Raw genomic sequence first — 12,776 nt, forward strand, 5'->3', positions numbered from 1 at the left:
CGCCGACCCCGCCCACCTCGCCGCAGCCATCCCTTTGCGCGCCCAGCGCGGGTGCGAGAGAATCCTCCACTTCCCGATTGCCACCGCCACCGCTGGAGAGACGAACCGATGACCGATCGCCTGGAGGCCCTGCGCGGCTGGCTGCACGCCGAGGCGGGCCTGCCGGAGCGCTGCGAGCTGGTGCCCGCATCGGGTGATGCCAGCTTCCGCCGCTATTTCCGCGTCACCTGGGACGGGCGCAGCGCCATCGCCATGGATGCGCCGCCGGAGAAGGAGGACAGCCGCCCGTTCCTGCACATCGCCGCCCTGCTGCACGGCTTCGGGCTCAATGTTCCCGAGGTGCTGGCGGCGGACGCCGGACGGGGCTTCGCGCTGCTCGGCGATCTGGGCGATCGCCAGTACCTGGGCGCCCTGGGCCCGGAAACGGTGGAGCGGCTCTATGGCGATGCCCTGGGCGCCCTGCTGACCCTGCAGGTGCACGGGCCCACCGAGCCGGGCCCGGTGCCGGCCTACGACCGGGGGCTGCTGCTGCGCGAGATGGCCCTGTTCCCGGACTGGCTGCTGGAGCGCCACCTGGGCCTGGAGCTGGGCGAGGGGGCGCGCGCGGCGCTGGGCGAGGCCTTCGAGCTGCTGACCGCGGCCGCCCTGGAGCAGCCCCGGGTGCTGGTCCACCGCGACTACCACTCCCGCAACCTGATGCTCACCCCGCGCAACAACCCCGGCATCCTCGACTTCCAGGACGCCGTGGTGGGTCCGGTCACCTACGACCTGGTCTCCCTGCTGCGGGACTGCTACGTCGCCTGGCCGCGGGAGGCGGTGGAGGCGTGGGCGCTGGGCTACCACGACCTGGCGCTGCAGTCCGGCGTGCTGCGGGAGGAGGATCCGGAGCGGTTCCTGCACTGGTTCGACCTGATGGGCGTACAGCGCCACCTCAAGGCCGCCGGCATCTTCGCCCGCCTGCTCCACCGCGACGGCAAGCAGGGCTACCTCAAGGACGTGCCCCGCACCGTGGGCTACATCCGCGCGGTCGCCCCCCGCCACCGCGGACTGCGCGAGCTCGCCGCGTTCCTGGAACGGGACGTGGTGCCGCGCCTGGCAGGCTGAGGCCGGACGCTTGACCCGTTAACCGCAGATTTGCGTTGATTGGCGTGGATTTCGTCCGGAGCCGAGGCCATGCCGCAGTTTGCGGAGACCCGCGGCCTCCGGGTCGGCGCAGTATTTGCGCGTGCTTCAATTCAGGTAAATCAACGTCAATCTGCGGTTAATATCCAGCCATGAGAGCGATGATCCTGGCCGCCGGGCGCGGGGAGCGCATGCGGCCGCTGACCGACACCATCCCGAAGCCGCTGCTGCCGCTGGCGGGGCGGCCCCTCATCGAGTACCACCTGCGGGCGCTGGCCGCGGCGGGGGTGCGGGAGGTGGTGATCAACCACGCCCACCTGGGTCACCGGCTGGAGGATGCCCTCGGCGACGGATCACGCTGGGGGCTCGCCATCGCCTGGTCGCCGGAGGGCGAGGCGCTGGAGACCGGCGGCGGCATCTTCCGGGCCCTGCCCCTGCTGGGGGAGGCGCCCTTCATCGTGGTCAACGGCGATGTCTGGAGCGACTTCGACTTCTCCGGCCTGCCGGCGGAGCCCGCGGGCCTGGCGCACCTGGTGCTGGTGGACAACCCGGCGCACCACCCGGCGGGCGACTTCGTCCTGGCGGACGGGCGGGTGCGGGAGGGGGACGGGCCGCGGCTCACCTTCAGCGGCATCGGCGTCTACCGGCCGGCGCTCTTCGCCGGCTGCGCGCCCGGGCGTTTTCCCCTCGGCCCCCTGCTGCGCACGGCCATGGCCCGGGACGAGGTGAGCGGCGAGCACTACCGCGGGCGCTGGGTCGACGTGGGCACGCCCGAGCGGCTGGCGGCCCTGGAGGCGGAGCTGCTGCGGTGACTCCGTCCCGCCGGTGTGATTGTTGGCAAACGCCAGGACGCAGGGAAGGGCCATTGACCGCGGGACGGCTGAGGTAGGGGCATGGCCGTTGTCGGGTCGTCCTTGGCGTTGAATCCCGCATGCGCTGAGCCCGTCAGCGGCGCTCAGCCCACCACGTCGAGGTGGCGGGCGCGGAACTTCACGCCCAGGGACTCGGCCAGGCGCCGGCAGGCCTCGATGTCCACCCCCTCCAGGCCGTCGATGGCGGTGGCGGTGACCTCGGGGATCCAGCGCGGGGCCTCGCGCAGGAACGCCAGCAGGGCGGCGTAGGAGCCGGGCAGCTGGGGCTGGCAGTGACGGTTGTAGGTGGCCTCGTCCTGGGCGTTGAGGGAGACCGACAGGGCGTCCACCCGGCCGGCCATCTCCGGCAGCACGTTGCGCTTGTGCACCAGGTTGGCCAGGCCGTCGGTGTTGACCCGCACCCGCCCGCCATGGGCCTTGATGTGGTCGGCCACCGCCAGCAGGGTCCGCAGGCGCAGGGTGGGCTCGCCGTAGCCGCAGAACACCACTTCGCGGTAGCGGGCGGGATCGCCCACCGCGGCCACCAGCTCCTCCACCTCCGGCCGGTGATCGAGGCTCAGGTCGTAGCCCCGGACCTCCAGGCTGCCCTGGGTCTTGGGGCAGAACTCGCACACCAGGGTGCAGCGGTCGGTGATGCTGAGATAGAGGTTGTCGTGAATGGGGTAGGCGATGGTCTGGGCGTTCATGGCCCTATTCTACCTCCTGGGGCAGCCCTTCGGGGAGGCCGGCGCGGGCGGATCGCACCCGGTAAAATCACACGGATTCCGGTAGAATGCGCGGATTCCGGGATCGTGAGGATGGGTGCGGTGGCGAGCAGCAACGTGGTTTGGCATCACGCGACGGTCACGCGCGAGCGGCGCGAGCGGCTGAATCGGCACCGCAGCGTGAACCTGTGGTTCACCGGGCTGTCCGGGGCCGGCAAATCCACCATCGCCCATGCCCTGGAGGAGGAGCTGTACCGCCGCGGCTGCCGCACCTTCGTCCTCGACGGCGACAATGTCCGCCACGGACTGTGCGCGGATCTGGGCTTCAGCGACGAGGACCGGCGCGAGAACATCCGCCGCATCGGCGAGATGGTAAAGCTGTTCCTCAACGCCGGGGTGATCGCGCTCACCGCATTCATCTCTCCCTTCCGCGACGATCGCCAGCGGGTGCGGGAGCTGCTGGGCGAGGGCGATTTCATCGAGGTCTATTGCCGCTGCAGCCTGGACGTGTGCGAGCAGCGCGACGTCAAGGGGCTCTACCAGCGCGCCCGCGCCGGCGAGATCCCCCACTTCACGGGCATCTCCTCGCCCTACGAGGAGCCGGAGGCGCCCGAGGTGGTGGTGGAGACCGACACCCGGAGCCTGGAGGCCTGCGTGGACCAGCTGGTGGGGTACCTCGAGCAGCGGGGTGTTCTCGAGCCGCTGGAAGCGATCGTCTGAGCCCGGCGCCCGTGTCTGCCCATCCGGCCTGAGTCCCTCACATCCAGGAGGTCCCCTATGGAGCTGGTCGCAGTCGTTGGCCTGGGTTACGTGGGGCTGCCGCTGGCGGTGGCCTTCGGCCGGCAGCGCAGGACCCTCGGCTTCGATATCGATCCGGTAAAGCTGGCGCGCTACCGGGCCGGCGAGGATCCCACCGGCGAGGTGGGCGGCGAGGAGCTGCGCAAGGCCGTCCAGCTGGAATACACCCACGATCCCGCCGCCCTGCGCGAGGCCGACCTGGTGGTGGTGGCGGTGCCCACCCCCATCGACGCCGCGCGCCAGCCCGACCTGACCCCCCTCATCGGCGCCTGCCGCACGGTGGGCCGCAACCTCAAGCCCGGGGCGGTGGTGATCTTCGAGTCCACCGTCTACCCCGGCTGCACCGAGGAGGTCTGCGTGCCCATCCTCGAGCAGGAGTCGGGCTATACCTGGTCCGCCCGTCCGGAACGGAACACGGAGCACGGAGCACGGAACACGTTCTCCGTCGGCTACTCCCCGGAGCGGGTGAACCCGGGCGACCGGGTCCACCGGCTGGAGAGCATCGTGAAGGTGGTCTCGGGGGACGGCCCGGAGACCCTGGAGCGGGTGGACGCCCTCTACCGGGGCATCATCACCGCCGGGCTGCACCGGGCCTCGGGCATCCGGGTGGCGGAGGCGGCGAAGGTGATCGAGAACACCCAGCGGGACCTGAACATCGCGCTGATGAACGAGCTGGCGCTGATCTTCGACCGGCTGGGGATCGACACGCTGGAGGTGCTGGAGGCGGCGGGGACGAAGTGGAACTTCCTGCCCTTCCGGCCCGGGCTGGTGGGCGGACACTGCATCGGGGTGGACCCCTACTACCTGACCTACAAGGCCGAGACGCTGGGCTACCACCCGCAGGTGATCGTGGCCGGGCGGCGCATCAACGACGGCATGGGCGCCTACATCGCGGGCCAGGCGGTTAAACACCTGATCCGCTCGGGAAGCTGCGTGATGGGCGCCCGGGTCAACGTCCTGGGGCTGACCTTCAAGGAGGACTGCCCGGATCTGCGCAACTCCAGGGTGGTGGACGTCATCAGCGAGCTGCGCGACTACGGCTGCCAGGTGGCGGTCCATGATCCGATGGCCGACCCGGAAGAGGCCCGCCGCGAATACGGCCTGGAGCTGACCCCCTGGGAGGCGCTCGCCCCGGCCGACGCGGTGGTGGTCGCGGTGGCCCACCGGGACTACCGCGAACGGCCCCTGGACGAGTTCGACAGCGTGCTGAAGCCGGGCGGCTGCCTCATCGACGTGAAGGGCATCCTCGATCGCGAGGCCGCCGCGGCCATGGGCTGGCCGCTGTGGCGACTCTGAAACCATAGCAAGCAGGGATTGTGCACATGAAGATTCTGATCACCGGCGCCGCCGGATTCATCGGTTCCACCCTCGCGCTGCGGCTGCTGGCCCGCGGCGACACGGTGGTGGGCGTCGACAACCTCAACGACTACTACGACGTGAGCCTGAAGGAGGCGCGGCTGGACCGCTGCCGGGCCCACGCCGGTTTCCGCTTCGAGCGCCTGGACATCGCCGATCGCCCCGCCATGGAGCGGCTGTTCCGGGAGGAGGGCTTCGACGCGGTGATGAACCTGGCCGCCCAGGCCGGGGTGCGCTACTCCATCGAGAACCCCAGCGCCTACGTGGACGCCAACCTGGTGGGTTTCGGCAATATCCTGGAGGGGTGCCGCCACAGCGGGGTGAAGCACCTGGTGTTCGCCTCCTCCAGCTCGGTGTACGGGGCCAACACGAAGCTGCCCTTCTCCGAGCACCACAACGTGGACCACCCGGTGTCGCTGTACGCGGCCACCAAGAAGGCCAACGAGCTGATGGCCCACAGCTACGCCCACCTCTACGGGCTCGCCTGCACGGGGCTGCGCTTCTTCACCGTCTACGGGCCGTGGGGCCGGCCGGACATGGCGCTGTTCAAGTTCACCAAGGGGATCCTGGAGGGCACGCCGATCCCGGTGTTCAACGAGGGGCGGATGATCCGGGACTTCACCTACATCGACGACATCGTGGAGGGGGTGGTGCGGGTCATCGACACCCCGGCGGCGCCGGACCCGGCCTGGAGCGGCGAGGCGCCGGACCCGGCCACCAGCTACGCGCCGTTCCGGGTGTTCAACATCGGCAACAACCAGCCGGTGGAGCTGCTGCGCTACATCGAGGTGCTGGAGGCGTGCCTGGGTCGGAAGGCGCGGATGGACCTGCTGCCGATGCAGCCGGGGGACGTCTCCGCCACCATGGCCGACACCGCCGAGCTGGAGCGGGCGGTGGGCTTCCGCCCCGCCACCACGGTGGAGGAGGGGGTGGCGAAGTTCGTGGAGTGGTATCGGGAGTACTATGGTGTGCGTGAGGCGTGAGGCGTGAGGCGTGAGGCGTGAGGCGTGAGGCGTTCAGGCCGCCGGGTGCGGCGTGATGGTCCGGTTCCATTGAGGATGAGCTGATGAGCTGGTGGGGCAAGCTGGCGGGCGGGGCCTTCGGGTTCATGATGGGCGGCCCCCTGGGCGCGCTGCTGGGCGTCGCCCTGGGGCACCAGTTCGACCGCGGGGTGAGCTCGGTCCGCTCCGGGCTGGAGGAGCAGTTCGAGCCCGGCGCCCAGGAGCGGGTGCAGATGGTCTTCTTCACCGCCGCCTTCTCGGTGATGGGGCACCTGGCCAAGGCCGACGGCCGGGTCTCCGAGGACGAGATCCGGCTGGCGCGCCAGGTGATGGAGCGCATGGGGCTGGGCGGGGAGCAGCGCCGCCTGGCCATGGAGCTTTTCAACGAGGGCAAGCAGCCCGGCTTCGATCTCGACGCGGTGCTGGACCAGTTCCGCCAGGAGTGCCGGCGCCGGGTCAACCTGATCCGCATGTTCGTGGAGATCCAGCTGGCCGCCGCGCTGGCCGACGGCGAGATGCATCCCGCCGAACGCCGGATCCTGCTCCACATCTGCGAACGGCTCGGCTTTCCCCGCTTCGCCTTCGAGCAGCTGGAGCGCATGGCCCGGGCCGGCACCCGCTACGACCACCAGGCGGCTCCGGGCAGCCGCGGCCGCAGCCTGGAGGATGCCTATGCCATCCTCGGGGTGGAGGCCGGGGCCACGGATGCGGAGGTGAAGAAGGCCTACCGCCGCCTGATGAGCCAGCACCATCCCGACAAGCTGGTGTCCCGGGGGCTGCCCGAGGAGATGATGAAGGTGGCCACCGAGAAGACCCAGGAGATCAAGGCCGCCTATGAGCAGGTGAAGGCGGCGCGGGGGATGTGACCGGGCCGCCCGGTCGTTGTCCTGGAACCATGAACATGCCTGAACAGCTTTCCAGCCGCAGTCTTGCCCTGGTCCTGGCCGCCCTCCTGGGGCTGGCCCCGGTTCAGGCCCGTGCCGAGGCGCCGGCCACCCCGACGGCCGATCCGCGCCAGTCCTGGACCGTCAGCTTCACCCTCGAGAACGACCTGTTCGCCGAAACCGACCAGGCCTACACCAATGGCGTCGGCGTCAGCTGGATTTCCCCGGACACCAGCGACTATCTCAACGATCCCAACATGCCCGCCTGGGTGCGCTGGGTGAACCGGGAGCTGGAGTGGCTCCACGGCGGGCTGACCGGCGACGCTGCGTTGCAGCGCAACCTGGTCATCAGCCTGGGGCAGAAGATGTTCACCCCCGCCGATCCCGTCCCCACGGCGCTCATCGAGGACGACCGTCCCTACGCCGGCTGGCTCTACCTCGGCTTCGGCTACCATGCCCGCAGCCGGCTGCGCATGGACTCCCTGGAGTTGAACCTGGGGGTGGTGGGACCCTCGTCCCTGGCCGAGGAGGCGCAGAATTTCATCCACGACCTGCGCGGGTTCGAGCGCTTCAACGGCTGGGACAACCAGCTCTCCGACGAGCCCGGGGTGCAGCTCATCTACGAGCTCAAGCGGCAACTGCTGCCGGACTGCATCCTGCCCGTGGGAATGGAGTGCGACCTGATCGGCCACGCCGGCTTCAGCCTCGGCAACGTGGCCACCTACCTCAACGCCGGCGGCGAGTTCCGCCTCGGCTGGGACATCCCCGCGGACTTCGGCACCTCCTCCCTGCGTCCCGGGGGCAGCAACAGCGCGCCCAGCTCCCGCTGGGATCCGCGCCTGCGCGAACTCCCCTTCGGCGGCATCCACGCCTTTGTCTCCCTCGACGGCCGCCTGGTGGGGCGCGACATCACGCTGGACGGCAACACCTTCGAGGACAGCCACTCGGTGGACAAGCGCTACCTGGTGGGCGATGCCGCCGTGGGCGTGAGCGGCCTGTTCTACGGCTTCAAGCTCTCCTTCGCCCGGGTCTTCACCAGCCAGGAGTTCGAGGGCCAGGACGATCCCCACACCTACGGCTCCGTCTCCCTCTCCTACAGCCGGCCGTTCTGATTTCTCACCACAAAGACGTTCACCGCGAAGGCACGAAGGGAAAAAGACCAAAGATCTTGTATCCGCAGATTACGCAGATTACGCCGATTGGTTTGTTGCTGTCGGGGTTCCCAACAGAAAATCCCCCGCCTGTGGCTTGAGCTGAATGTTCAGCCCTTACCGGCCTGGTTGGAATGTGACTTCACTCCCTGCCCCGCCAGGCGGTACCGGAAAATCTGCGTAATCTGTGTAATCTGCGGATAGTTGTCATTCTTTTATTTTTATCTTCGTGCCTTCGTGGTGAATCGAAACGGCGCTCGGGGATCTGGCCCGGGGTCAGAGGAGGTAGCGGCCGGTGCCGCCGAGGACGGAGGTGACGAGCCCGAGCACCAGGTTGGTGGCGATGAGGCGGCGGATCATGGCCAGGTGGGGCGCGGCGGCGGGGATGTCGCCGGCGTCCACGGCCCGGCCCAGGCGGCGGTAGGGGGCGAACCAGAGGTAGGCGAAGATGGCCGCCATCACCAGCCCGAGGCCGGACATGATGTGCACGTGCAGGCCGGCCTTGCCCTGGAAGGCCACCAGGAAGATCCAGTAGCCGGTCACGAGGAGGATCGCCACCGACGCCCAGACCCAGGGGAAGAAGCCGGCGAAGACCCGGCGCATGAGGGGCAGGCGCAGGGGCGGTTCCAGCAGCGCGTTGGCGGCCGGGCGCAGCGCCATGTGGGCGAAGAACATGCCGCCCACCCAGATGATGGCGGCGAGCAGGTGCAGGGCAATGGCGATGGTCATGGGTCCTCCTTGGCTCGATCCGGCGCCGGCGGGGGTGCCGGCTCCGGCCCTATTCTGACCAGCGCGCTCAGGAAGTCCAGCGGCGGAGGCTGCAATGCGCCCCCGGTTGCGGTAAATTCTCCGGTTCACGTGCCCGCGTGCGGGCCGAAATACAACCATCAGCGAGATTTGGAGAGTCAAGAACATGGCCGAGAACCTCATCGCCCCCTCCATCCTGTCGGCGGATTTCGCACGGCTCGGCCAGGAGGTGGAGAACGTGCTGGCGGCCGGGGCCGACATCGTGCACTTCGACGTGATGGACAACCATTACGTTCCCAACCTGACCATCGGCCCGCTGGTGTGCGAGGCGCTGCGCAAGCACGGCGTCACCGCGCCCATCGACGTGCACCTGATGGTCAAGCCGGTGGATCGCATCATCCCCGACTTCGCCAAGGCCGGCGCCACTTACATCACCTTCCACCCGGAGGCCTCCGAGCACGTGGACCGGACCCTGCAGCTGATCCAGGGCGAGGGCTGCAAGGCGGGCCTGGTGTTCAACCCGGCCACCCCCCTGGACGTGCTCAAGTACGTCATCGACAAGGTGGACATGGTGCTGCTGATGTCGGTGAACCCCGGCTTCGGCGGCCAGAGCTTCATCATGAGCGCCCTGGACAAGCTGCGCGAGGCGCGGGCCATCATCGACGCCAGCGGCCGTGACATCCGGCTGGAGATCGACGGCGGGGTGAAGGTGGACAACATCCGCGCCATCGCCGAGGCCGGCGCCGACACCTTCGTGGCCGGCTCCGCCATCTTCGGCGCCGGCAAGGACGGCGACCCCAACCGCTACGACAGCGTCATCGCCGCCATGCGCGCGGAGCTGGCCCAGGCCGGGAAATAGCTTTTTGTTATCCGCAGATTACGCAGATTACGCCGATTGGTATGAGGGAAACCTTGTTCGCGTCGGTGTCCCGCCGCTCCGGGCTGGAGGGCCCTCCAGCAGGAGCGCCGGCCGGGGGGCAGGCCGGGTTGCCATCCGGTTCCTTCAGGAATCGGTGTAATCTGCTTAATCTGCGGAGAGAAATGGTTTTTTCGCTTTTTTTGGGATTGAGAAACAGACGATGAGCCTGAAACGCCCGCAGATGGTGCTGCTGGACCTGGACGGTACGCTGGTGGACAGCGTGCCGGACCTGGCCGCGAGCGTGGACTGGATGATGGGCGAGCTGGGGCTGCCCGCCTGCGGCGAGACGCGGGTGCGCGACTGGGTCGGCAACGGGGTGGAGCGGCTGGTGATGCGCGCCCTCACCGGCGAGCTCTGGGCCGATCCGCCGGAAGAGGCGTTCGCGCGCGCCCTGCCGCTGTTCCGCACCGCCTACACCGAGCACAACGGCCGCCACAGCCGCCTCTTCCCCGGCGTGGCCGGCGGGCTCGAGTACCTGCGCGGGGCGGGCTACCGGCTCGGCTGCGTCACCAACAAGGCCGAGGCCTTCACCCTGCCCCTGCTGCGGGCGCTGGGCATCGACGGTTACTTCGGCATCGTGGTCAGCGGCGACACCCTGCCGCAGAAGAAGCCCGATCCCGCGCCGCTGCTCCACGCCGCCGAACGGCTCGGCGTGGCCCCGGCCCGGGCGCTGATGGTGGGCGACTCGGAGCACGACGTGAAGGCGGCCCGGGCGGCGGGGTTCCAGGTGGCGTGCGTCAGCTACGGCTACAACCACGGCCGCGACATCGCCACCGCCCAACCGGATGCCGTGGTGGATTCCCTCGAGCAACTGCGCACCCTGCTGGAGGCGGCGGCCTGAACATGAACGACCGCACGGAGAGCGCCCCGATGTGGCGCCTGGACAAGCGATGGCGATGGCGTTGCTGACGCAGTGCCCCTTCGTTCGTCCCCTTTTCCGTGAGGTGAGTCATGACGCCTGAACAGTTCGACGCCTATGCCCGCGAGGGCTACAACCGTATTCCCGTGATGCGCGAGGTCCTCGCCGACCTCGACACGCCGCTCAGCACCTATCTCAAGCTCGCCGAGGGCTCCCACTCCTACCTGCTGGAGTCGGTGCACGGCGGCGAGCAGTGGGGCCGCTACTCCATCATCGGCCTGCCCTGCCGCACCGTGCTGCGGGTGCGGGACCACGAAGTGAGCGTGGAGCGCGACGGCGAGATCGCCGAGCGCGCCGAGGTGGAGGATCCCCTGGCCTGGATCGAGGCCTACCAGGCGCGCTACCGGGTGCCGAAAGTGCCGGGGCTGCCGCTGTTCACCGGCGGGCTGGTGGGCTATTTCGGCTACGACACGGTGCGCTACGTGGAGCCGCGCCTGGGCCCCTGCACCAAGCCCGATCCCATCGGCACCCCCGACATCCTCCTGCTGGTCTCCGAGGAGGTGGTGGTGTTCGACAACCTGAGCGGCAAGCTGTTCGTCATCACCCACGTGGACCCGGCGCTCGAGGACGCCTGGGTGCGCGCCCAGCGCCGGCTCGACACCCTGGTGCGGCGGCTGCGCAGCCAGCCCACCCCCCAGTACGCCTACGGGCGGACCGCGGAGCGGCGCGAGGTGGCGGAGGCCGATTTCGTCTCCGGCTTCACCCGGGCGGGCTTCGAGGCGGCGGTGGAGCGGGCCAAGGAGTACATCATCGAGGGGGACATCATGCAGGTGGTCCTCTCCCAGCGCCTCTCCATCCCCTACGCGGGCGCGCCGCTCGATCTCTACCGGGCCCTGCGCAGCCTCAACCCCTCGCCGTACATGTATTTCCTCGATCTCTGCGGCTTCCAGGTGGTGGGCTCCTCGCCCGAGATCCTGGTGCGGGAGGAGGAGGGCATGATCACCGTGCGCCCCATCGCCGGCACCCGCCACCGCGGCGCCACGCCGGAGGAGGACCAGGCGCTGGAGGCGGAGCTGCTGGCCGATCCCAAGGAGCGGGCCGAGCACCTGATGCTCATCGACCTGGGCCGCAACGACGCGGGCCGGGTCTCCGAGACCGGCAGCGTGAAGGTCACCGAGCAGATGGTGGTGGAGCGCTACTCCCATGTGATGCACATCGTCTCCAACGTCACCGGCCGGCTGCGCCCGGAAACCACCTCGATGGACGCCCTGCGCGCCACCTTCCCGGCGGGCACGGTGAGCGGCGCGCCCAAGATCCGGGCCATGGAGATCATCGACGAGCTGGAGCCGGTCAAGCGCGGCATCTACTCCGGCGCGGTGGGCTACCTCTCCTGGCACGGCAACATGGACACCGCCATCGCCATCCGCACCGCGGTCATCAAGGACCAGGTCCTGCACATCCAGGCGGGGGCCGGCATCGTCTACGACTCGGTGCCTGCGCTGGAGTGGGCGGAGACCATGAACAAGGGCCGGGCGGTATTCCGCGCCGTGACCATGGCCGAGGGCGGGCTGGACGGGATCAACGGGTGAGGGCACGACCATGCTGCTGATGATCGACAACTACGACTCCTTCACCTACAACCTGGTGCAGTACTTCGGCGAGCTGGGCGCCCAGGTTCAGGTCTACCGCAACGACCAGATCACGCTGGAGGCGATCGAGGCGCTGGCACCCGCCCACCTGGTCATCTCCCCCGGCCCCTGCACCCCCCGCGAGGCGGGCATCTCGGTGGCGGCGATCCGCCACTTCGCCGGGCGCATCCCGATCCTGGGGGTCTGCCTGGGGCACCAGAGCATCGGCGAGGCCTTCGGCGGCAAAATCGTGCACGCCCGGGAGGTGATGCACGGCAAGACCTCGCTGATCCATCACACCGACACCGGGGTGTTCCACGGCCTCGACAACCCCTTCGAGGCCACCCGCTACCACTCTCTGGTCATCGAGCGGGCGAGCCTGCCGGAGTGCCTGGAGATCACCGCCTGGACCGCCGATGCGTCCGGCGCGATGGACGAAATCATGGGGGTCCGCCACCGCGAGCTGCCGGTGCAGGGCGTGCAGTTCCACCCCGAATCCATCCTCACCCGCCACGGCCACGACCTCCTGCGCAACTTTCTGGAGGGGGTTTGAGCTGGTCGTTTTCAAATTCTCACCACGAAGGCACGAAGGACGCGAAGATCAAGAAGAAGAACACCATAAGAGCGCCCATGGCGCTTGGCGGGTTGTCGAAGACAGATGCTGATTTCAGCTATCTTCTGCTTTTCTTCGTGATCTTCGTGACTTCGTGGTGAACCGGTACTGATTCAGGGGGA

The 12,776-nt window shown here is 68.9% G+C and carries 13 protein-coding genes; 11 read left to right on the forward strand and 2 right to left on the reverse strand.

Annotated elements, in window-relative coordinates; all coding sequences use genetic code 11:
* The first annotated feature begins 108 nt into the window (after positions 1-108).
* Entirely contained in the window at positions 109-1,104 is a 996-nt protein-coding gene (locus DFQ59_RS01750; protein ID WP_114277940.1) for an aminoglycoside phosphotransferase family protein, read from the forward strand.
* Positions 1,105-1,274: 170 nt separating this feature from the next.
* Entirely contained in the window at positions 1,275-1,934 is a 660-nt protein-coding gene (gene murU, locus DFQ59_RS01755) for an N-acetylmuramate alpha-1-phosphate uridylyltransferase MurU (RefSeq protein WP_114277941.1), read from the forward strand.
* Between the two features lie 143 nt (positions 1,935-2,077).
* Here murU and DFQ59_RS01760 read toward each other — a convergent pair whose 3' ends face one another.
* The gene (locus tag DFQ59_RS01760; protein ID WP_114277942.1) at positions 2,078-2,680 is read right to left on the reverse strand and encodes a TatD family nuclease-associated radical SAM protein; all 603 of its coding nucleotides are present in this window, start codon (positions 2,678-2,680) and stop codon (positions 2,078-2,080) included.
* A gap of 111 nt (positions 2,681-2,791) precedes the next feature.
* Here DFQ59_RS01760 and cysC point away from each other — a divergent pair, with 111 nt between their 5' ends.
* The 5 genes from cysC (at position 2,792) to DFQ59_RS01785 (ending at position 7,849) form a co-directional block, all read left to right on the forward strand.
* The gene (cysC, locus tag DFQ59_RS01765; protein ID WP_114277943.1) at positions 2,792-3,418 is read left to right on the forward strand and encodes an adenylyl-sulfate kinase; all 627 of its coding nucleotides are present in this window, start codon (positions 2,792-2,794) and stop codon (positions 3,416-3,418) included.
* Between the two features lie 57 nt (positions 3,419-3,475).
* On the forward strand, positions 3,476-4,792 hold the full coding sequence (locus tag DFQ59_RS01770; protein ID WP_114277944.1) for a nucleotide sugar dehydrogenase: 1,317 nt from the start codon (positions 3,476-3,478) through the stop codon (positions 4,790-4,792).
* Positions 4,793-4,818: 26 nt separating this feature from the next.
* A complete protein-coding gene (locus DFQ59_RS01775) occupies positions 4,819-5,835 on the forward strand; it encodes an NAD-dependent epimerase (RefSeq protein ID WP_114277945.1) in 1,017 nt (338 codons plus the stop codon).
* Between the two features lie 83 nt (positions 5,836-5,918).
* The gene (gene djlA, locus DFQ59_RS01780) at positions 5,919-6,719 is read left to right on the forward strand and encodes a co-chaperone DjlA (protein ID WP_114277946.1); all 801 of its coding nucleotides are present in this window, start codon (positions 5,919-5,921) and stop codon (positions 6,717-6,719) included.
* Between the two features lie 35 nt (positions 6,720-6,754).
* Entirely contained in the window at positions 6,755-7,849 is a 1,095-nt protein-coding gene (locus tag DFQ59_RS01785; protein WP_114278467.1) for a lipid A deacylase LpxR family protein, read from the forward strand.
* A gap of 315 nt (positions 7,850-8,164) precedes the next feature.
* Here the strand turns inward: DFQ59_RS01785 and DFQ59_RS01790 are convergent, their stop codons facing one another.
* Positions 8,165-8,617: a CopD family protein gene (locus DFQ59_RS01790; RefSeq protein WP_114277947.1), complete on the reverse strand. Its 453-nt coding sequence runs from the start codon at positions 8,615-8,617 to the stop codon at positions 8,165-8,167.
* A gap of 184 nt (positions 8,618-8,801) precedes the next feature.
* On the opposite strand from DFQ59_RS01790, the gene rpe reads away from it, so the two are divergent.
* From rpe to DFQ59_RS01810, 4 genes are all read left to right on the forward strand, one after another.
* The gene (rpe, locus tag DFQ59_RS01795) at positions 8,802-9,494 is read left to right on the forward strand and encodes a ribulose-phosphate 3-epimerase (RefSeq protein WP_114277948.1); all 693 of its coding nucleotides are present in this window, start codon (positions 8,802-8,804) and stop codon (positions 9,492-9,494) included.
* A gap of 220 nt (positions 9,495-9,714) precedes the next feature.
* Complete coding sequence (locus DFQ59_RS01800; RefSeq protein WP_114277949.1) at positions 9,715-10,395, forward strand: phosphoglycolate phosphatase; 681 nt, start codon at positions 9,715-9,717, stop codon at positions 10,393-10,395.
* A 110-nt stretch (positions 10,396-10,505) separates the two neighbouring features.
* Positions 10,506-12,002: an anthranilate synthase component I gene (trpE, locus tag DFQ59_RS01805; RefSeq protein ID WP_114277950.1), complete on the forward strand. Its 1,497-nt coding sequence runs from the start codon at positions 10,506-10,508 to the stop codon at positions 12,000-12,002.
* Positions 12,003-12,012: 10 nt separating this feature from the next.
* Complete coding sequence (locus DFQ59_RS01810) at positions 12,013-12,594, forward strand: aminodeoxychorismate/anthranilate synthase component II (RefSeq protein ID WP_114277951.1); 582 nt, start codon at positions 12,013-12,015, stop codon at positions 12,592-12,594.
* The last annotated feature ends 182 nt before the right edge of the window (positions 12,595-12,776 follow it).

This window comes from Thioalbus denitrificans, from assembly GCF_003337735.1.
Lineage (GTDB): Bacteria > Pseudomonadota > Gammaproteobacteria > DSM-26407 > DSM-26407 > Thioalbus > Thioalbus denitrificans.